Below are 20,864 nucleotides of genomic sequence, written 5' to 3'. Positions count from 1 at the left end.
ATAAAAAGAATCAACGAGAATACTACTCACAGTGGTATTTAAATAAAGTTTCTGCTTTATAATATCCCAACTCCATCGCGTTAGCAAAGTCTTGGCAGGCAGCTGAGCTGTCATAATAGCTTATCTCATTCAAACCCCTGTAATAGTAGGAAATAGCGTGACTTGGATCCATTTCTATAACTTTTGAGTAAGTAATGGCAGCCTCTCTATACCGTTCCTGATTTTGAAGGCACCATGCCTTACCAAATAGAGCTGTTTGCAAATGGATATTGTGTTCAATAAGGTAGTTAAAGTTCTTCTCACCTTTATTAAATTCGTGTAGGCCAAATGCATGCAAAAGGCCAAGCTGAAGCTCCAGACTATCTGTAGTATATTGAAGAGAATCAGCCATACTCAATGCTTTCATCGATTCTTCATAATTGCTGAGACCTTTATAAGAAAGTGCTTTCAGGTAATATAGCTCGGCAAACTGCGATTGCCTTTCAGCATGCTCCAACCCACGGTTTACAAAATATAATCCTTGCTCATAGTTATGAAGGTTGTAGATGCATATCTTACCTCCTTCAATTCCAGCTTCTACTGCCCGACCTCCGAAAGTGGTAATTGCACGGTCAAAATGGTTTAGGGACTGGTAGTATTCCTGTTTTTGCAAAGCCTCCATACCTCTTTCATAAGAAGTTATTGAAGATTTATAGATAAGCCCTATGGGGATGAGTATAATTGCCATGATAAAAGCAATTATAAAGACTCGGGCCAGCATCCATGCTGTTGGAGTATACTTGCGCTTTTCAGTGGTATAGTGCGATTGTCGGGGAGCATAATTAGGCGAATTTGGAGCCGCTATCTGCTGCTTCAAAAGTTGATCATAGCTAGGCTTTTTGGCAGGGTTTGTCAAGACCTTGTACGCCTTATTGACTCTTTTGAACTTCTCCTCACTATCAGGGTCACCGGAATTTTTATCTGGGTGATACTTCTTTGCTAACCTCCGATAGGCACTTTTTATTTCACTCTGAGAGGCAAAATTGTCCAGTCCTAAAATGTGATAGTAATTATCTCTCATTTACTGTTGGCAAGCTTATAGCTTTTTCCCGGTAAGGAGTTAACGAACCCTTTGAATTCGAGGTTCAGTAAAACTGAAGCTAATCTACTTACAGGAAGCTGGGTTTGCCAGCTAAGGTTATCTATGGCAACAGCAGTGTCATGTTTTTTTAGTTCTGAAAAGACCAAAGCTTCATCATCATCCAGGGATGAAATGTCGATTTGTGGCTCTGGTTTTTTCTTTCCTTCTTCCAAAGGAGCCCAGTTCATGATATATTCCAGATCACTTACGCTCGTTAATAGATGTGCCTTATTTGTTTTAATCAGGTTGTTACACCCCTCTGAAAAAGAGCTTTTTAAGTCCCCTGGAACAGCAAATACATCTTTGCTATAACTATTGGCAATTTCTGCCGTAATCAAGGCACCTCCCTTTTTAGCAGCCTCTACCACTACGATAGCGTCCGCCATACCAGCAATGATTCTGTTTCTCGCAGGGAATTTAGGAGCATCCGGTTTGCTCCCGAAACTATGTTCGGAAAGTATACCGCCATACCCGGTCATTTGCTGCGCAGTTTCTCTATGCAATGCCGGATAGATAATGTCAATTCCACTTGCCATTACACCTACCGTCGGCAGTCCGGATTTTATAGAGCATTTATGAGCTTGAATATCAATGCCATATGCTAATCCGCTTACAATTAGAGTGTTGTGAGATTTAAGTCCTGCGATGAATTCTGCCGTGAAATCTCGTCCATATTGAGTAGCATTTCTTGTTCCTACAATAGCAACTATCTTTTCTGCGTTTAGGTCAGCGTTACCTTTGTAGTATAGTAGGGAAGGAGCATTGTTAATGTGTTTCAACCTTTGAGGGAAGTCTTTGTCTGAATAGAGAAGTAACCTCGTATTTTCCTTTTCTGCCTTGACTAGTTCTTCTTCCGCTTTGGCGAAAGGGCGATGTTCCAGTATTGATTTTGCCGTAGCTGGACCAATACCTGGTATTTTTAGCAGTTTAGCCTTGGGCAGGTTAAATACATTTTCGGCAGAACCAGAATAGCTAATGAGTTGTTTGACCGTGAAATTCCCAATTCCTGGAATGAAATGTAGTGCCAGTTGAGCCAGCCGATTCTGATCCATATTGTGATTTGCTTAAGGGATCTGCTGTCTCAATTCTTGGAGAAATTCCTTAACCCTGGTTAAAGAGTCAATCATATCCATCTTATCTTTTACTGCATTGGAGTCATTCTTGAGCATGTCCTTTGCTCCTTGCAGGGTGAAACCTCTTTCCTTTACAAGATGGTAGATAAGCCTTACATTGTCAATGTCTTCTTTGGTGAACTGACGATTACCTTTGCGGTTTTTTTTTGGTTTGATAATGTCAAATTCGGTTTCCCAGAACCGAATTAATGAAGTTGCCACGTTGAACATAGCTGCCACTTCTCCAATGGCGTAGTACTTCTTCTCTATGGTCTTCTCTTTATAAGGCATGGATAATTCAGTCTTGAATATAAGTAATTATACCGCTATCGTCAATTTTTATTTTTACTTCAGGGAAATCTTTTTCGGTAAGTTGTTGCAAACGGGAGATGACTCGCTTTTGAGGATCGATGCTGGGGCCTCCGGGAGCGATCTGTATCACTGGAGTGATTTCACCTTTTATAAAATTTCCATAGCTGTCGGTAAAAACTTTAATGATAGGAGCCAGTCCGTTATCTCCTCTTAAATTAAATCGAGCGTAGGTGCAAAAATTGCCCAGGCTATATGCTATAAACTTGTTTTTGTAAACCTCGACTGCCCTTGTAACGTGCGGACCATGTCCAAAAACAATATCAGCACCGGCATCAATAACCTGATGGGCAAATAAATAGACATTGCCACGGTTCTCTCCATAGAAGTACTCATTCTTTCGCGTTACATGTTGATATTTGCTGCCTTCAGCGCCTCCATGAAAGCTGATGATAACTATATCACTTATAGAGTCAAGGTGTGCAACAATCTTCTTCGCGTTGGCAATATCATTAATGCTTACAGTACCTGTATTGGGAGCAAAAGCAGCAAAACCATATCGCATCCCATCTCTTTCAAAGGTAGTGTAAGGATTGGTGAGTAGGCCTGCATGGTTGATACCCAGGGAGTCCAGAACCTTCATTGTGTTTTTTCTTCCGGGAGTACCGAAGTCGCCTGCATGATTGTTGGCAGTGCTCATTACATCAAAACCTGTTTTTACCAGGTTCTGTGCCAGGTATTCGGGTGACCGGAATATATAACAAACTTTTGGGTCTCTACAGTATTTTGCATCTCCTCCTTTGTTAAGTATAACACCTTCCAGGTTACCAAAGGTAACATCAGCATTACGAAGAATGGTGTCTACTTCAGCAAATAACTGAGCGCCATGATTGGAGGGTAAGTACCAATTTTCAGGGTAGTTGGTGCCCATCATGATATCTCCAACACCCACTATGGTCAGAGTGTCTTTGAGCACACGGTGAATGCCAATGACAACAGAATCCTGAACCTCGGGAACTTGGGCTATTGTTGAGTCCGCAGGCTCTTGAATAGTGGTATCTGTTTTAACGATTCCTAATGTATCTGTTTGACTTTCAGTAGTTTTTTGAGAAGGTCTGGATACCTTACAAGCACTAAATACTACCGTTATAGCCAACAACAGACATAAATATTTTATTGAAGTGTATATCATAGTGTTAATCACGGGGGCGCAAAAATAAGGTAAGATTGATAAAAATCTAAAATTCAAAGAATTAAAGTCCTAAGCTTTTTTAGAAAAGTAGGTACTGTAAAGGTTTGAAATGTTTTATAATCAGGAAAAAGGAGGTGTGTTTTTGATGAGAGACTTTCAGTTTTTATATACTGTAGCAATATTAATGAAGGGAAAGAGTACGAGTTGCATGTATGGTTTACATATTTAACAGATTGTAGGAAGGAATCTAGTGCTCTGTTCGTAGTTTTCTGATATCCGGTACACTTCTCCGATTAGACTCCAAATTTTTTGGACTCATAATCTCTTTTCCCTTCATTGAGAGTAAGAAAATGGTGGGCATGATTCAGAGTTTTTTGTAATAGGCACTTACATCAAGGTATTGAGCAGCAGCCAATAAAGATCGTCCTTCATGAATCATTGTTTCGCTTTCTGTAAATTTCAGTGGCTTTTAAGGTATGGTGCTCAACCTCGGAAGGTTTTGTGAAAAGGTTATCAATGCCAAATTGATACCCGTTATTTTCAGCAATTGACAGAGCGTCATGCGCATAGATTTTCGCTCTATCCCTGGGAATAATCGGACACCAAGATAGGCCTGAAAGAACTCTAACTTTGGTGGTGTCATAGGAGGTATTCTCAAATTGTTGAAGTAAACCCATGTTATTTTAGTAAACAAAATAATCTGATAATCAGAGCTCTTATGATTTGAGCTCACTTTTGTATCGTGAAATTAAGATAGGATCAATTTGTTTTACTTTATAAGCGATTAAAAATTACCCCTCAAGCGAAGAATAGTTTGTTTTTTTAAATTCAATATTTTGAATGAACAGGTTCACTGGTTTGGTATTAATGATAACTTGTACGGCCTCCTTTAACAGTGTAAACTGCTTCAATTCATGGTCTGTAGGGTAAACAAAATCTTGTATAAAGCGGTCACCCTTTCGAAGTTGTTTTAATTCAGATGAGAAAATTTCCGGTTGGATTAGCTTGCTATTCGATTTAATAATAAAAACATCCGGCTGTATGAGTAACTCATGTTTTCCATGATTGACTATTTTAACAGAGAGTTTGAGGCTATTTTTCAGTTGGTAGGCCTGTAATTGAAGGTTAATCCCAGCTAATGATAACTCATTTTCATCTGCATGAAGGAAGGACGATAACCCATTACTAACCTGATAGTTACTTTGTGTTAAGGTGTCCAGAGCTACATTATAGAGCGTTGTAGCTCTTTTTATCCCATGTTTTTCAAGGTATTGGTTATAACTACTTTTGTTAGCCTCAAATTCTATTTTTTTATTCAGACTGGTTATTTTCAGGGAGTAGGAGGGACAAAGGTCTCCTATCAGGTTTGTTTTTTTGTAAAACCATCGATCGTTGACTACCTCAAAGGGAATCAAAAGAGACTGTTTGGCAATAGCAGGGTCTACCGGAATAACTTCCCTGGGGTTGGCTCGTCCTCCTTCAAAAGCTGTAATCGACAAACCTTCAGGGGAAAATATGTCCTTTCCTGCAAAATCATCAGTGTAAGTAATCCATGCAAGCACATGGCCGGTTGAGGGGTTAGCAAAGAATTTGATATGCAGGTTATCTGGAGATGTCTTCGTTTTATATTCAAACGTGTAACCTGAAAATTGCGGGTATCGCTGAAATAAAGCCTGTGTATTTACTTCTTCACGCTGAGGTTGGCAGGCGAACGAAAGGCTTGTGATAAGAATAATTATAATATATCGCATTGGACTAAAATAACAACTGCCCAGGTATTTTTCAATCAATATTGAAAACCAGGGCAGTCATTCTACATTATGAACTAAAAACTTTTATTTTGGAGACCAGATGGTGTAACTGTTTGGAGGACATTGAATTTTCACCCATTTCCCACTTTGTGTCGTGGGTTCCCAGTTAGAATTTCCAGTGTAGTCTTTTATTGTTGTGCTACTCCAGTTGGTTTCTACCCATCTTTCAACCCAATTGTTAGAGTCATTCAGGTATACTACTAAACCTGGGGAACCATTTCTTTTGGCTACATACTCATCATTATCGGTATATAGTATAGTGGTAGAGCCAACAGCCTTGTTTCGGTGTATCCATATGAGGTTGTTCAGCTTGCTTTTATCCAGCCACTCTTCATAATCTCTATAGAAAACAGTGGGGTATCCTTCATGGGTCATGATGTAAGCGTAGGCATGCATTTTGTCCCAGATTACATCTGTATCGTGGTTGGTTACAAAAGTTACAGTTTTGGAAGGGTCACGTTTCCATAGCATGTCATCATTAAGCTTGTTAAGGTTATTACCATCAAAAGCTTCATCCATTCTGTAATAGCAGGCAAAATCAAAAGCTGATGATGTTCTGTTTGTTGCATTAACCCAATTTTGTAAAAGCTGTGCATTGCCATCCCAGTATTCTCCTACAGCAAAACCTCCGACATTATTCATCCAATCACGTACAACCCAGCCTCCAAAGCCTTTCACATAGTCAAAGCGGAATCCGTCAAACCCCATTGTATTTTTATAATATTTGCCAACTCCATCGCTTCTTTTCCATAACCAGTCTTGTACATAAGGTACGGAATGGCTCAAGTCAGGAAATCCTCCGAAAATACCTTCATCATTATTGGCATAACCATTAGGATGAAAGTCATTATAGCTTCTGTAAAATTTGCCTGAAGCAGGGTTAAAGTCAGTATAGGTATTTGTGCCTGTATTAGGGTTGGCTTCAAGGTCGCCACCACTGTTATGGTTGATCACAATATCTGCATAAACATCGATGTTGTAGTTATGTGCGGTTGTGATCAGGCTTTGTAACTCTGTTTTAGATCCAAAACGGGTTTCAAGAGATCCATGTTGATTGTAATTTCCAAAGTCAAAGTAATCAGCTGGATCATACCCCATAGAGAATGGTCCATTTTGAGCTTTAGAAACGGGAGGAAGCCATATAGCCGAAATACCGGCAGCATCCCAGGAGGCTAACTTGCTTTTTACGGTGTTGTACCAGGTTCCACCAGCGGGCACATCCCAATAAAAAGCTTGCATTAACACACCACCTCCAGGGCCAGGGTTTTTCGCATTGGTGTCGTCTGACTTGGAGGCTACGGGGTCTGGTGTAATTTGCTCACCTTGCTTTTCTCGCTGTATTTCGGGTTCAGCGCAGGCAAATAGTAAGGCTAAGGCACAATAGTGCCAATTGGTTTTGATAAACTTCTTCATAAGTATAAGGGTTTGGTTGAATGTTAAAATTGGAAATAAAATGGTGGATTTTTTTGGCTAAGTAAGGTTAACTGCTTAAGTGTCAATGATAAGGGTGCCGCAATCGTTTGCGATATTCTTGAACATGGAAAGTCTTGTAAGTTTTTGGTTATGTTTTAATGTTTAGGAGCGAAAGAGGGAAATGAATCAATTTGAAATAGCAGAATTGATAGCATGAAAAAGGTCAGTTCTTAGTAACTGACCTTTTTCATGCTATCAATATAAGATATTAGGATCAATCTAAAGGAATGGTTTCCTGCTTGGAGATCTCTATTAGCTTTTCATATTCATCGTTGCTCAAGTCGCGTTGGAAGAAGTTGATTGGGTTGATAGGTTTATAATTAAAAAGTACTTCATAGTGCAGGTGAGGAGCCTGAGAACGACCAGTACTACCAACATACCCTATTACTTGTCCTCTTTTTACGCCTTCACCCTGATTAACAATATACTCTGTTAGGTGAGCATATCGTGTCTGATATCCATAACCATGATTTATAAATATCACGTTACCGTAAGTTGAGGATCTATACGATGAGGTTACTACACCATCACCAGTTGCATATACAGGAGTTCCTGAAGGTGCCGTAAAGTCTAGTCCTTCATGATTTTTCCATTGTTTCAATATAGGGTGATATCTTTTGCCAAAAGTGGTGTGGAGCCTGGTAAGTTCTTTGTTGTTGATAGGTTGAATGGCTGGTCTGGATGCCCACATTTTTTCTTTTTCTGAAAGCAGACTGGAGATTTGGTCGTAAGATTTGCTTTGTATGTAGAGTTTTTTCTTCAGCTTATCCATTTTTTGGAATGTTCCTACTATCATTTCAGACTGTTCCAGGTCTTCTTCCATCAATCCTTCATACTTATCGTGTCCACCGACCCCACCTTCTCGCACGGTTAGGGGAATAGGTTCGGTATCAAGTATAACTCTGTATATCTTGTCATCTTTGAACTCAAGCTCTTCTGCATGATCATAGGCTCTTTGGAGTTGATCATTCAGTAGGTTCCACTCTACTTGCAGGTCTTGGTTTTTAGCTAGAAGTTTAGACTCTTTTATGGGGGTGAAGTTAGTTCTATATAAATAGATCAGCCCTAATGCAAGTACTATTGATACACTGAGGAACCCCATTATGTTCATAAATACAGCCCTTTTGGAAGCTTTTATGGGCTCGTATTTGCAGGTTTCTGTGTTATAATAATATCGTATTTTAGCCATCTGTTAAAAAATATGCTCAAATAAGTTTAAAAAATGTCAATCGAAAGACTGATTTTCGTGTGACGCTAATGTTAAAAGTTTTTGGTATTCTTTATGGCTAAGTCCCTGAATAAGGAAGTTTGCCGGATCAATTTTTTGGTTATCTTTCATGATTTCATAATGTACATGTGGTGCAGCAGAGCCACCTGAGCTTGATACATAAGCTATTATGTCTCCTCGTTGAACCCTCTGGCCTGGTTTTACCTTTATCTCACCCAAGTGAGCATATTTGGTTACATAGCCAAAGCCGTGGTCGATTTCAACATAGTTGCCGTATCCGGTCTGCAGTTCGCTATTGTCTTTAACAAATTTTACTTCACCGTTACCGGTTGCAAATACTTCGGTGCCCCGGGGGGCAGCAAAATCAATACCACTATGCATTACCCTGCCTTTATGGAAAGGGTTGATTCTCATGCCAAAACCCGAAGCTAACTTTGTTAATTCCCGATTCTTTACGGGTTGTATACAAGGTAAAGAAGAAAGCATAGCCTGATTGTCACGGGCTAGTTGCATGATTTCATCAAAGGACTGATTTTGTATGCTTGCCTTTCTTTTTATTTTGTCTATTTTTTTGAAGGTATTGATTACAAGTTCTTTATCATAGAGACCTTTTTCCATAATACGCTTATACTCTTCAGCACCACCATGTCCGGCTTCACGAATGGTTGGGCCTAAAGGTTCGGCTTCATAGATTTTTCTATATATATTATTGTCTCTTTCTTCCAGAGCCACAATTACCTCATTGACTTCATCCATTTCTTCCTGGAGGTTTTCATAATAGGCTTGTAGTTCCTTGTTTTCTTTTTTTAGTCTTATTTCAGAAGGAGAGTCGAAGTAGGTATTATATATAAGAACAAACGCAATTGCCATGACAAGAGCTACTGAAAAAAATCCTAAAACATTGAATACTATATCAGAAGAGGTAACCTTCGCTCTTTCATAGCGGCAGGTCTCAGTATCATAGTAATATTTTATTCTGGCCATTAATGTTCTATGCTAAAAACTTCTATTTTTGTCTCTCTCTACTAAAAAGAGGCAGTTATTTGTCAGTTAACACGAGGTTTAAAGCTTTAGTTTAACTGCAATATATTAATTTTCTTTAAAAAAAAGTCTTCGGGCGCAAAATTATCAATTTTTTTGACAATAAATGGATTCTAAGTTAGTAAGGCGAAAATTTCTTGAGTTTTTTGAAAGCAAGCAGCACCAAATAGTGGATTCTGCTCCTTTGGTTAATAAAGATGATCCTACATTGATGTTTACCAATGCAGGTATGAACCAGTTCAAAGACTACTTTTTGGGCAATAAAAAAGCTCAGTATAATCGTGTGGCAGACACTCAGAAATGTTTGAGGGTATCAGGCAAGCACAATGACCTTGAGGAAGTTGGACTTGATACATACCATCACACCATGTTTGAAATGCTAGGCAACTGGTCTTTTGGGGACTATTTTAAAAAGGAAGCCATTGCCTGGGCTTGGGAACTGCTTACAGAGGTGTATGGGTTGCCAAAGGACAGGTTATATGTAACTGTATTTGGAGGTGATGAAGGAGATAAACTTGACATTGACCAGGAAGCTTACGATTTCTGGAAGGAGATCATTGCGGAAGACAGAATTCTGTACGGATCGAAAAAAGATAATTTCTGGGAAATGGGTGATACAGGGCCTTGCGGGCCTTGCTCAGAAATACATATAGACCTCAGGGAGCCGGAGGAGATAGAAAGGGTGTCAGGAAAGGATCTCGTGAATCAAGATCACCCAGCAGTAGTGGAGATTTGGAATCTCGTATTTATGGAGTTTAACCGCCAGGCTTCCGGAGAATTAAAAAATCTGCCTGCCAAGCACGTGGATACTGGGATGGGGTTTGAAAGACTATGTATGGCTATACAAAATAAGTCTTCAAACTATGATACTGATGTGTTTACACCTTTAATAAGCCTCTTGTCAGAAAAAGCCGGTATTAAATATGGTGCAGATAGTCAGAATGATATTGCGATCCGTGTTATTTCAGATCATGTAAGAGCTATTGCTTTTGCTATTACTGATGGACAGCTACCTTCTAATACTGGAGCTGGGTATGTGATCAGAAGAATATTAAGAAGAGCAGTTCGGTACGGATTCACTTTCCTTGACTTTAAAAAGCCTTTTATATATGAATTGGTACCAATACTGGTGGATCAGTTTGATGAGGTGTTCCCGGAACTCAAAGCTCAGAAGGACTTTGTAATGAAGGTGATTGAACAAGAGGAATCTTCCTTTTTAAGGACCTTAGAAAATGGGCTTAAAAAAATAGACTCTGTAAAATCAGATATGACATCAAAAGGGGAGAAGGTAATTGATGGGAAATTAGCCTTTGAACTTTATGATACCTTTGGTTTTCCTTTAGATTTAACCTCTCTAATTGCCAGAGAGAATGGTCTTTCTGTTGATTCAGAGGGTTTTAATGCGGAGATGCAAAAACAAAAAGCCAGATCAAAGGCTGATGCCGCTAAGGAAACAGGTGACTGGAATATAGTAGGAGACCAGGAGAGTGTAGAGTTTGTAGGGTATGAGCATCTGGTAGCTGATGCAAGGTTAGTTAAATACCGGACAATTAAACAAAAGGGAAAGGAAATCTATCAGGTTGTGTTAGATAGGACGCCTTTCTACGCCGAAAGCGGAGGGCAGGTTGGTGATCAGGGATACCTTGAAGGAAATGGAGAGAAAGTCAGTGTGCTGGATACTAAAAAGGAAAACGACCTGATTGTTCACTTTACCGATAAACTTCCTTCAAACCTTGAAGGAACATACAAAGCTGTGGTAAGTGAGAAGAAAAGAAAACTCACCATGAGCAATCATAGTGCTACACACTTATTACATGCGGCTTTAAGGTCAGTGCTTGGTGAACATGTGGAGCAGAAGGGATCTTTGGTTAATGATAAGGTGCTTAGATTCGACTTTTCTCATTTTCAAAAAATGACAGATGAGGAGATTGCGAAAGTTGAACATATTGTTAATGAGAAGATCAGAGAGAATATTGCACTGAATGAGAAACGCAATGTACCGATCGAGGAAGCCAAGAAGTTGGGTGCGATGGCACTATTCGGAGAAAAGTATGGTGACTTTGTGCGTGTTATTACTTTTGGTGAAGATTATTCAGTAGAGTTATGCGGAGGTACTCATGTTTCTTCTACAGGTAATATCGGCTTTTTTAAGATTGTATCAGAGAGTTCAATAGCCGCGGGTGTTCGAAGAATAGAGGCTATAACTTCAGAAGCGGCTGAAAAATATATTGAAGAACAATTTGCATTAGTAAGCGAGCTGAAAGAGCTACTTAAAAACCCCAAAGATATTAAGGCAGCTGTACAAAGTCTGGTAGAACAGAAAGTAAAACTGGAGAAAGAAATAGAAAAATTGCATGCTGGCCAGACTCAGGGAATTAAAAAAGAGCTGTTAGGAAAAGTGAAGCCTGTTAATGGTGCCAATGTAATTATTGAAAAAGTGGCAGTGCCTGCTGGTGATGCTTTGAAAAACCTGTCATTCGAGCTAAAGAATGAGGTAGAAGACCTGTTTATGGTATTGGCTGCGGATATTGAGGGCAAGCCACAGATTGCGGTGGTTATTGGGGATAACCCGCTTAAAGAGAAAGGCCTGAATGCAGGTGCTATTGTGAGAGAACTTGCGAAGGAAATCAAAGGCGGTGGTGGCGGTCAGCCATTTTTCGCAACAGCTGGGGGTAAGGATATCAATGGGTTGGACAAGGTTTTGGAGAAGGCCAGGACAATCATTTAATTTGAAGGTAAATGGATAAAGCGATCAGAGATAAATATACAGCTGTTATTGGCTTAGAGGTTCATGCGCAGTTATTGACAAAGACCAAAATATACAATTCCGATTCTGCTGAATATGGTAGTTTACCAAACACCAATATAAGTGTTATCACCCTTGGACATCCAGGTACTTTACCAAAACTGAATAAAAGGGTGGTTGAGTATGCTATCAAAATGGGATTGGCCTGTAACTGCGATATCAGCCGGGTACAGATCTTTGATCGTAAAAACTATTTTTATCCTGATCTTCCGAAAGGTTACCAGCTTACTCAGGACCGTACTCCTATATGCATGAAAGGATTTGTAAGGGTTTCTCCCAGAAATGGAGAGCCTCGTGACATCCATCTTAACAGAATACATATTGAAGAGGATGCAGGTAAGTCCATCCACCTGGATGGAGAGAAAGATACATTGGTAGATTTCAACAGGGCAGGGGTACCGCTGATTGAGATCGTGACCGAACCTGATATCAGGACCTCTGATGAGGCTTATTCTTTTCTGACAGAAGTAAGACGATTGGTGCGGTATCTGGATATATGTGATGGTAATATGGAAGAAGGTTCACTTCGTTGCGATGCCAATATTTCTATCATGCCCAAAGGGTCTAAAACTTTTGGTAAGAAGGTAGAGGTTAAAAACATGAACTCAATCAGGAACGTACAGCGTGCGATTGATCATGAAATAGAAAGGCAGATTCTTGCGGTGGAAAATGGAGAAGAGATATTTTCAGAGACCAGAACCTTTGACGCCAACACAGGTACTACCTCAGGCATGCGTACAAAGGAAGAGCTTAATGATTACCGTTACTTCCCTGATCCGGACCTTAGTCCACTACATGTTACCAAAGAGTGGTTAAAATCTATCGAAGAGAGTATGCCAAGCCTTCCGCAGGAACTTTTTGAAAAGTATGTAAAGGAGTTTAACCTGCCGGAGTATGATGCTCAGGTACTGACTGACATGAAAGAAATAGCTCTCTATTTTGAGGACTTGTGTTCTAAAACTACTAATTATAAGGCGGCTTCTAACTGGGTTATGGGCCCCGTTAAGTCATACTTAAATGATCAAAATCTGCAGATCGAAGAATTGCCGGTAACTACAGGGCGTTTAGCAGAACTGATTCAATTAGTGGATGACAATAAAGTGAGCTTTTCAGTAGCATCTCAAAAGATATTCTCTGAAATGATAAAACAAAAAGGTAGTATGTCAGCCTTAGAAACGGCGGAGTTACTTAATCTTGTACAGGACAGTGACAGCGATGCTATTAGTGTCCTGGTGGATGAGGTTGTGGCGGAGTTTCCTGACAAGGTTGCTGCCTACAAAAAGGGTAACAAAGGGTTACTGGGGATGTTCATGGGAGAGGTAATGAAGCGTAGCAATGGAAAGGTAAATCCTAAAGTGGCTAATGAACTGTTGAGAACCAAATTAAGTTAATAAAGGCAAATATATGTACATGAACTTTTTAAGAATATTAATGATATCGGTGGTTTCCTTTTGGGCCTGTTCTTCAAACCCTTCATCAGAGCAGAGCACCGAAGGAACAATCAACCTTTCGGGTACTGTGGGGTATCCTCAAAATGGACAGATAATTTTGGAGAAATTCAATGGCAATGTACCGGTACCTTACGATACGATCACTTTGAATGAGGAAGACTACACTTTTAGTCAGCACGTAAAGGTTGAAAGTCCGGGTTACTATCGTCTTAACTTTTATGGAAGACAATTCGTGCCGTTAATTCTTGATAAAGATGATGTTGTAGTTAATGTAGACGGCAATAATCAACAAGGTTTTTTTGAAGTGAAAGGATCCCGGGATCATGATTTCATCAGTGAGGTGCAGGAAATGGCGAGCAGCTTCCAGTCGTCTGAGCCAATGCAAAAAATCAATGAAAGGTTTAAAGCTGCCAGTCAGTCAGGTGATCAGGTAGAAATGGATGCTATAAGAGATGAATATGTGGAACTGGATGAGAAGTTTAAGGAGCAAATAATGGCTAAAATAGATTCTCTCGGAGCATCACTGGGTGTGGTGGAGATTTTGAAATCCGGCCGCTATTTGGATAAAGATAAACATCATGAGTTCTTTGTTCGTTATGCTACACTTCTTGACGAGGAGATGCCTAATTCATCCATAGCCCAGGAGTTTGTAAGTGAGGTAGAGAAAAGTAAAAAACTAGCCATTGGTCAGGTTGCTCCTGAAATAGCCTTACCTAACCCAGATGGAGAAATAGTTAAGCTTTCATCTTTGCGAGGTAACTATGTGTTGGTGGATTTTTGGGCAAAATGGTGTAAACCCTGCCGCATGGAGAACCCCAATGTGGTAAGAATGTACAATAAGTACAATGAGAAAGGGTTTGAAGTTTTTGGCGTGTCGTTGGATAGAAAGCGTGAAGACTGGCTTGAGGCTATCGAACAGGATCAACTACACTGGACACAGGTTTCTGATCTTAAGTTTTGGGGCTCTGAGGCTGCGAGGCTATACAATGTTAACTCGATACCATTTGCTCTTTTACTTGATCCTGAAGGAAAAATTATTGGAAAGAATCTTCGAGGAAAGGAACTTGAAAATAAATTAGAAGAGATATTTAGTAGCCAGGCTGAGTAATAGCCTGGTTACAGATTAAACATTTTATCCCTTTTGAGCGATACCATAACGGGCCGGTGATCTGAAACTAACTTCTCATATACCCAGATGCACTGGTCCAATGCCAATGTTATGAAGTTGTCAATCAATTCATTGCTGCTTTTGCAACATTTCAGGTGTATATTAACCAATGTTACTTCTAAGCCATTGTGTTGTTTGATGGTCGTAAGTACTGGTTGTCTTTCGGATATTTTTCAATATTGCATGTCATTATTTCGAGTGTTTTAGGGGATGGGCCGGGCATACAGGCTAATAGCTCATCCGTGGCTGGAGAATAAGTATTGTGATTATTGCTTGATACTGGTGTCTGGCTATTGCTACAGTAAGCAGAGGTTATGGCAACAATAGGGAAAAGGTCCATTTTTCATAAGTGGCTTAGGGTCAAAGTAAAGCTAACCATAATCACCAGATACAATTACATTTATGTCAAATCTTAAACTTATTCCACTACTAGGATCCCACTCAGGTATTTTAGCTCTATCTCAGCCTGTTTAGCGGCAAATGCGGCGTTGAGGTATCTTATTTCTGCGTTGATAAGATTGATCTGAGATTCGCGTAGTTCCAGGGAATTAGAGAGCCCTATCTGATATCGTTCCTGTGCTATTTCGTTGTTTTCCCGGGCCACACTGAGGTTTTCCTTTTCCAGTTTCAGGAGATCAAGGTTGTTGCTATAGTTGATATATCTTGTTTTAATGTCCGTGGTGAAAGCTAATAACTGGTCTTTATATTGGTACTGAGCATTTTCGTACTGAATTTTAGCATTGGACATTCGTCTGTTGACATCAAAGCCATTGAAAATGGTCCATCTGGCAGCAATACCATAGGTAATGTCATCGGATTTTCCACTTAAAACAAAGCCAGCAGGAGTTTCGAAGCTGGAATGCGTATAGTCTGCAAAAAGGTCAACTTCAGGCAATCTGTCACCCTGAACTATTTTTTTATCATACAGGGCTATTGCCTGATCTCTCTTTAATGTGAGTAACTGTGCATTCTGAGACTCCAGATGATCGAGTAACCCTCTTAATGAAATATCCGGATCATTTTTAATTTCATATTTGATATTAAAGTGGAGGGTATCTTTATCAATGGCCATTAATTTCATGAGTTCAAACTTTCTAATCGCCAACAATTCCAGTTGTTTGATCATTGAAGACTTATCTGTGTTCAGGTCCACCTGAGCCTGGAGGTATTCAATTTTAGATGCTTTCCCCAATTCATACTTATCTTTGGATACATTTAAACGTTCATCAGACAGCTCTACATTACTTTCAAAGAGAAGCAGACGCTCCTTTTCTAATGCGGCACTGTAAAACGCCGCAGTGACATTGTAAACCAAAAGTTCAATCTGAGCTTTTGTTTGATCCTTACTCTGCTGGTTAAGCACCTCCAGTTGATCATAAGTGGTGAACATTTTGAAGCCGTCAAAAATCGTCCAGTTTAGAGTAGCGCCGTATGTTTCTCGTTTGCTCTTGGCTCCACTGTCACTAACTTCTCCAGATGATCTTTGTTGCTCAAAGCTTTGAACACCGTAATCACGGTTATAATCCGCGGTAATGGTGGGGAGAAAACCGGCATTGCCCAAGGTATAGTTGTTTTTGGTTACTTCTTCGTTATTTCGGGCTATTTTGATAGAGTAATTATTTTCAAGAGCTGTTTCTATAGCTTTTTCGAGTGTCAGTTCTTCCTGTGCCAAAATGGGGGAAGCTAACAAAACAATAGAAGTAATGACCAGGGTCAGTCTCATCATAATCTTGCTAATCTTTTGTGTTTACTGGTGATATAACTATACACTGCGGGTATCACAAACAGGGTAAGTATAGTGGCGAATAACATACCACCTATTACGGCTATTCCCATTGAAACACGGCTCTCAGAACCTGCGCCTAAGGCCAGTGCAATAGGTAAAATGCCTAAGATAGTAGATAAGCTAGTCATTAATATTGGCCTGAATCGAGCTTTGGCGGCACCTATTATGGCTTCTTTAAGTTCTATATCATGGGCCTTTCTCTGGTTCGCAAATTCAACAATCAGAATGCCATTTTTAGTTACCAGTCCAATGAGCATGATGATACCGATCTGACTAAATATGTTGAGTGTTTCACCGAAAAACCAAAGGGATAGAAGTGTGCCAGCTAAGGCCAAAGGTACTGTGAACATAATGATCAACGGGTCTCTGAAGCTCTCGAATTGAGCAGCCAGTACCAGGTAAATAAGGATAAGAGCAAAGCCAAAAGCAAAGTACAGGTTATTGGCACTTTCCTGATATTCTAATGAGCTTCCGGCAAGAGCGGTGCTGAAGGACCCGTCTAGTACTTCTTCAGCTATTCTGTCCATTTCTTCCAGTCCGGCACCCAAAGTATATCCAGGAGCAAGGCTCGCTGAAAATGTGGCTGAAGCAAACCTGTTATAACGATAAAGCTGCGGAGGTGTACTTTTCTCTTGCAGGGTTATGAGGTTGTCCATTTGCACTATTTCATTGTCATCATTTTTCACATAGATGGAGCGAAGATCAAGAGGGTCGTTGCGATTCTCTCTTTCTACCTGGCCTATGATGTAGTACTGTTTGCCATCTTTTACAAAATATCCGAACCGTTGACCACTTAAGGTCAGCTGAAGAGTTTGAGCTACGTTACGTACAGATACACCAAGGTCTTGGGCTTTATCCCTGTTAATGGTGACGTTGAGTTCGGGTTTATTGAATTTTAAGTCAAGGTTTACAAAGTCAAACACAGGGCTGGACTGTGCCTTTTCCTGAAACTGAGGAAGTACCTCTTTCAGTTTTTCAAGGTTAGGTGCTTGTATTACAAACTGAACTGGGAGACCTCCTCGTCTGTCACCTATGGTTTGCGGTTGAGTAACAAATGCACGGGCACGAGTGTTTTGAGCTATTTTAGGTTTCAGGGCATCTACAATTTCACTTTGACTGCGCTTTCTGTTTTCTGTATCTTCAAGCTTTACAATTACAAAAGCAGAGTTAACGGATGACGAGGCCCCAAAACCAGGTGAGGTGACCGAAATGATAGATGCATTTTCAGGGACTTCTTTTTTGGTCATGTCAATCATTTGGTCAACATAAAAATCCATATACTCGAAGGTGGCGCCTTCGGGTCCAGTGGCAATTACCCTGAAAGTTCCTCTATCTTCCAGTGGCGCCAACTCGTTGGGTAATTGTTTAATGAGTCCGTAAATAGCAAAGCCCGATATCAATACAATAACAAAAGCCATCCATCGGTATCTCATAAAGGCATCAAGAGCATTGCCGTAAACATTGTTAAGCTTTATAAAGAATGGCTCCGTTTTTCTATAGAGCCAGTTATGTCTTTCGCGCCTTTTGAGCAATTTGGAAGATAGCATCGGCGTAAGCGTCAGTGCTACAAAGCTTGAAATGATAACGGATCCGGCAACCACTAAACCGAATTCACGGAAAAGTCGCCCTGTTATACCTTGAAGGAAGATAATGGGGAAGAATACCGCAGATAGGGCTACAGTTGTGGATATTACTGCAAAAAAGATCTCTTCTGTACCTCTTTTGCCAGCATCAACAGGCTTTTCACCACCTTCTATTTTTGAATAAATATTTTCCAATACCACAATGGCATCATCCACTACCAGGCCAATGGCCAGTACTATACCCAGCATGGTGAGTACGTTGATGGAGAAACCAAAGAGGTACATTAAAAAGAATGAACCTATTAGGGCAATGGGAACTGTAATAACAGGGATAAAAGTAGTTCTCCAGTCGCGCAGGAAAATAAAGATAATAAGAACCACCAAAAAGAAGGCGAGATAGATGGTCTGCTCTACCTCATTAATAGAATCCTGTATATATTCAGTATTGTCAAAGGCTACAGAGACCTCGATGTCGTCAGGAAGGTTCTTTTTAATGCCTTCCAATCGCTTGTAAAAATTTTCAGCGATACTCAGGTTGTTCGTTCCTGGTTGAGGAACCACGGCTGTCATCACCATGGGAATCCCATCATTTTTTAGCACGGTACGATCATTTTCAGGGAAGAATTCTGCCCTTCCAACATCTCTGAAGCGGATGATCGTCTCTTCATCTTCCCGGATGATAAGGTCGTTATATTGCTCTGGCGTATTAAGTCTGCCCAGTGTTCTTATGGTCAATTCTGTAGAAGAGCCCTCAATTCTTCCTGACGGTAATTCAAGGTTTTGCGCATTTACTGCCTCATATACGTCCAGCGGTGTAACCTGATAGGCAGCCAGTTTTTCAGGGTCCATCCAGAGTCTGATAGAATACCTTTTTTCTCCCCAAACCCTTACTTCACTTACACCTTCTATAGTTTGGAAGGTTTCTTTAAAAGTATTGTCAGCAATCTCTGACATTTCCAGTAGATTCCGTTTTTTGCTAAATATTCTGAGAGCAATAATAGGAGATGAGTCTGCATCTGCTTTAGAAACAATGGGCGGGTCCGCATCGGGTGGCAAATTACGTACTGCACGCGATACTTTATCTCTCACATCATTGGCTGCAGCCTCCAGATTAGTATCAAGCCCAAACTCTACACGAATGGTACTGCGTCCTTCTCGGGAAACAGAACTGAGTGTTTTTATGCCTTCAATACCATTGATTGATTCTTCGAGAGGTTCCGTTATCTGGGTTTCGATCACATCAGAGTTTGCTCCTGCATAATTGGTGGAAACCGTGATAATAGGAGGGTCTACGCTAGGGTACTCTCGTACACCCAGGAAATTGAAACCAACCAGACCAAATAATGTAATAGTGATTGACATTACAATGGCCAATACAGGTCTGTCTATGCTGATATTGGAGAGACTACTCATTGCCTTGAAGTTCTATGTCAATGGAAGTGCCTTGTCTGAGTTGAAGCGTTCCGGATGTAATTACGGTATCACCTGCGCTTAAGCCTGAAGTTACCTGGATCTTGTCCGCAGTTCTTATACCAGTTTCCACATGTTTGGTTTGGGCAAGACCATTTTGATAAACGTAAACCTTTTTGCCATTAAGCTCTGGGATAATTGCTTCTGTAGGAACCATTATAGTCCTTTCATAACTGTCAATGGTTAGCTGAATCTTGGCAAATTGGCCGGGCAAAAGTTTGTTCTCATCGTTTTCACTTGTTGCTCTGATTTTCAGACTTCTCGTTTTGGGGTCTATTTGTGGTTCTATGGCATATATTTTACCAGAGAAGGGCTCTTCGTAGGCATCTGTTGTAAAGGTGATTTTATCACCTGCATTTACCTGAGGCAAATATTTGCCCGGAACGGAAAAATCAATTTTAATGGGGTTGATACTATATAGTGTGGCGATGTTGTCCGACGGATTTAGATAACTACCAACGCTGACCGACCGCAGGCCTATAACGCCACTGAATGGAGCGCGAATTTGATGCTTATCAAGTCTAACCTGCCTAACCTTAATGTCAGCGCGTGTGGTGTTTAAAGTTGTCAGTGCGGTCTCATATTCCTCTTGGCTAATGGCTTCTCGCTGAAGGAGTTGTTTTTGACGGTATTCAATATCTTCGTTAAGTTTTCTTGTGAATTGTAATTTTTCAATTTCAGCTCTTACTTCGTCATCATTTAATTGTATGAGTAACTGTCCCTTTTTGACATGCTCACCTTCCTTAAAGTAGATTTTTTCAACAAGTCCAGCAACTTCAGATCTTAAGGTGACAGATTCGTTTGCCATTAACGAGCCTGTTGACCGTAGGTTATTGTCAAGAGTGGTTGTATTTGCAATAATTGCGGTGACAGGTAGTTTACTAGAAGAACTGGAAGTGTGCTTAATTGTGGACGGAGTATTTTCATCACCGAAATCTAATTGCGGGTAAATTATAAACCCAATTACAGCTAAAATCATAGCAATAATCAGGATTTTCTTGACTGTTGAATTCATAACTCGTAATTATCCCGCAAAGTAATGTTTAAACATTGACTATAGCATTACCGCTTATAAAATTTGCCGAACGCTTAAACAAAAAAGCAAATGCAGTTTAAGTAGTATTTGCTAAAAACGTTAGCGTCCTTTTGCAGAAATAAATAACAACCCTCTGCGCTTGATGATCTTTGGTTTGTAACAATACTTTCACATTATAGATTGTAGGTTTAGGTTAATGTCGGGGTGTTAAGTTTGCAGTTTACCTAATTAACCTCTGGAGTTCCATAATGTTCAATTGAAAAGGTATTGATCAAATA

The 20,864-nt window shown here is 40.1% G+C and carries 15 protein-coding genes; 3 read left to right on the top strand and 12 right to left on the bottom strand.

The window, feature by feature from the left end; translation table 11 throughout:
- Positions 1–22: 22 nt before the first annotated feature.
- From JMN32_RS22205 to JMN32_RS22165, 9 genes are all read right to left on the bottom strand, one after another.
- Entirely contained in the window at positions 23–1,060 is a 1,038-nt protein-coding gene (locus JMN32_RS22205; RefSeq protein WP_202858579.1) for a J domain-containing protein, read from the bottom strand.
- The gene (gene dprA, locus JMN32_RS22200) at positions 1,057–2,172 is read right to left on the bottom strand and encodes a DNA-processing protein DprA (protein ID WP_202858578.1); all 1,116 of its coding nucleotides are present in this window, start codon (positions 2,170–2,172) and stop codon (positions 1,057–1,059) included. Before dprA ends, JMN32_RS22205 begins: the two co-directional genes overlap by 4 nt.
- A gap of 12 nt (positions 2,173–2,184) precedes the next feature.
- The gene (locus tag JMN32_RS22195) at positions 2,185–2,523 is read right to left on the bottom strand and encodes a MerR family transcriptional regulator (protein WP_202858577.1); all 339 of its coding nucleotides are present in this window, start codon (positions 2,521–2,523) and stop codon (positions 2,185–2,187) included.
- Between the two features lie 7 nt (positions 2,524–2,530).
- Positions 2,531–3,733, bottom strand: a complete 1,203-nt coding sequence (locus tag JMN32_RS22190) for a CapA family protein (RefSeq protein WP_202858576.1) — start codon at positions 3,731–3,733, stop codon at positions 2,531–2,533.
- Positions 3,734–4,161: 428 nt separating this feature from the next.
- A complete protein-coding gene (locus tag JMN32_RS22185; RefSeq protein ID WP_202858575.1) occupies positions 4,162–4,410 on the bottom strand; it encodes a hypothetical protein in 249 nt (82 codons plus the stop codon).
- A gap of 114 nt (positions 4,411–4,524) precedes the next feature.
- Positions 4,525–5,484 (bottom strand): hypothetical protein, encoded by a 960-nt coding sequence (locus tag JMN32_RS22180; protein ID WP_202858574.1) that lies wholly within the window; start codon positions 5,482–5,484, stop codon positions 4,525–4,527.
- Between the two features lie 84 nt (positions 5,485–5,568).
- Positions 5,569–6,957, bottom strand: coding sequence for an alpha-amylase (locus tag JMN32_RS22175; protein ID WP_202858573.1), 1,389 nt, complete (start codon positions 6,955–6,957; stop codon positions 5,569–5,571).
- Positions 6,958–7,231: 274 nt separating this feature from the next.
- Positions 7,232–8,206, bottom strand: a complete 975-nt coding sequence (locus JMN32_RS22170) for a M23 family metallopeptidase (protein ID WP_202858572.1) — start codon at positions 8,204–8,206, stop codon at positions 7,232–7,234.
- 36 nt (positions 8,207–8,242) lie between these two features.
- Positions 8,243–9,229: a M23 family metallopeptidase gene (locus JMN32_RS22165; protein WP_202858571.1), complete on the bottom strand. Its 987-nt coding sequence runs from the start codon at positions 9,227–9,229 to the stop codon at positions 8,243–8,245.
- Between the two features lie 163 nt (positions 9,230–9,392).
- Here JMN32_RS22165 and alaS point away from each other — a divergent pair, with 163 nt between their 5' ends.
- From alaS to JMN32_RS22150, 3 genes are read left to right on the top strand one after another with little or no spacing between them, the layout of a single operon-like run.
- On the top strand, positions 9,393–12,014 hold the full coding sequence (gene alaS, locus JMN32_RS22160; RefSeq protein WP_202858570.1) for an alanine--tRNA ligase: 2,622 nt from the start codon (positions 9,393–9,395) through the stop codon (positions 12,012–12,014).
- Between the two features lie 11 nt (positions 12,015–12,025).
- Positions 12,026–13,483, top strand: a complete 1,458-nt coding sequence (gatB, locus tag JMN32_RS22155; protein ID WP_202858569.1) for an Asp-tRNA(Asn)/Glu-tRNA(Gln) amidotransferase subunit GatB — start codon at positions 12,026–12,028, stop codon at positions 13,481–13,483.
- A 19-nt stretch (positions 13,484–13,502) separates the two neighbouring features.
- The gene (locus JMN32_RS22150; RefSeq protein ID WP_202858568.1) at positions 13,503–14,651 is read left to right on the top strand and encodes a peroxiredoxin family protein; all 1,149 of its coding nucleotides are present in this window, start codon (positions 13,503–13,505) and stop codon (positions 14,649–14,651) included.
- Between the two features lie 478 nt (positions 14,652–15,129).
- Here the strand turns inward: JMN32_RS22150 and JMN32_RS22145 are convergent, their stop codons facing one another.
- Genes JMN32_RS22145 through JMN32_RS22135 form a run of 3 tightly spaced genes read right to left on the bottom strand, consistent with a single transcriptional unit; the run spans position 15,130 to position 20,565 of the window.
- A complete protein-coding gene (locus JMN32_RS22145) occupies positions 15,130–16,437 on the bottom strand; it encodes a TolC family protein (RefSeq protein ID WP_202858567.1) in 1,308 nt (435 codons plus the stop codon).
- Positions 16,434–19,493 carry an efflux RND transporter permease subunit gene (locus JMN32_RS22140; RefSeq protein WP_202858566.1) on the bottom strand — a complete coding sequence of 1,020 codons (3,060 nt, stop codon included), beginning with the start codon at positions 19,491–19,493 and terminating at the stop codon, positions 16,434–16,436. Before JMN32_RS22140 ends, JMN32_RS22145 begins: the two co-directional genes overlap by 4 nt.
- Positions 19,486–20,565: an efflux RND transporter periplasmic adaptor subunit gene (locus tag JMN32_RS22135; protein WP_202858565.1), complete on the bottom strand. Its 1,080-nt coding sequence runs from the start codon at positions 20,563–20,565 to the stop codon at positions 19,486–19,488. Before JMN32_RS22135 ends, JMN32_RS22140 begins: the two co-directional genes overlap by 8 nt.
- Between the last annotated feature and the right edge of the window lie 299 nt (positions 20,566–20,864).

This window comes from Fulvivirga marina, assembly GCF_016775155.1.
Classification (GTDB): Bacteria; Bacteroidota; Bacteroidia; order Cytophagales; family Cyclobacteriaceae; genus Fulvivirga; species Fulvivirga marina.
This window is presented reverse-complemented; position numbering and strand designations above follow the sequence as displayed.

Coding starts and splice junctions, on each gene's coding strand:
- JMN32_RS22205 (WP_202858579.1), bottom strand. CDS start 1,060: ATGAGAGATAATTACTATCACATTTTAGGACTGGACAATTTTGCCTCT.
- dprA (WP_202858578.1), bottom strand. CDS start 2,172: ATGGATCAGAATCGGCTGGCTCAACTGGCACTACATTTCATTCCAGGA.
- JMN32_RS22195 (WP_202858577.1), bottom strand. CDS start 2,523: ATGCCTTATAAAGAGAAGACCATAGAGAAGAAGTACTACGCCATTGGA.
- JMN32_RS22190 (WP_202858576.1), bottom strand. CDS start 3,733: ATGATATACACTTCAATAAAATATTTATGTCTGTTGTTGGCTATAACG.
- JMN32_RS22185 (WP_202858575.1), bottom strand. CDS start 4,410: ATGGGTTTACTTCAACAATTTGAGAATACCTCCTATGACACCACCAAA.
- JMN32_RS22180 (WP_202858574.1), bottom strand. CDS start 5,484: ATGCGATATATTATAATTATTCTTATCACAAGCCTTTCGTTCGCCTGC.
- JMN32_RS22175 (WP_202858573.1), bottom strand. CDS start 6,957: ATGAAGAAGTTTATCAAAACCAATTGGCACTATTGTGCCTTAGCCTTA.
- JMN32_RS22170 (WP_202858572.1), bottom strand. CDS start 8,206: ATGGCTAAAATACGATATTATTATAACACAGAAACCTGCAAATACGAG.
- JMN32_RS22165 (WP_202858571.1), bottom strand. CDS start 9,229: ATGGCCAGAATAAAATATTACTATGATACTGAGACCTGCCGCTATGAA.
- alaS (WP_202858570.1), top strand. CDS start 9,393: ATGGATTCTAAGTTAGTAAGGCGAAAATTTCTTGAGTTTTTTGAAAGC.
- gatB (WP_202858569.1), top strand. CDS start 12,026: ATGGATAAAGCGATCAGAGATAAATATACAGCTGTTATTGGCTTAGAG.
- JMN32_RS22150 (WP_202858568.1), top strand. CDS start 13,503: ATGAACTTTTTAAGAATATTAATGATATCGGTGGTTTCCTTTTGGGCC.
- JMN32_RS22145 (WP_202858567.1), bottom strand. CDS start 16,437: ATGATGAGACTGACCCTGGTCATTACTTCTATTGTTTTGTTAGCTTCC.
- JMN32_RS22140 (WP_202858566.1), bottom strand. CDS start 19,493: ATGAGTAGTCTCTCCAATATCAGCATAGACAGACCTGTATTGGCCATT.
- JMN32_RS22135 (WP_202858565.1), bottom strand. CDS start 20,565: ATGAATTCAACAGTCAAGAAAATCCTGATTATTGCTATGATTTTAGCT.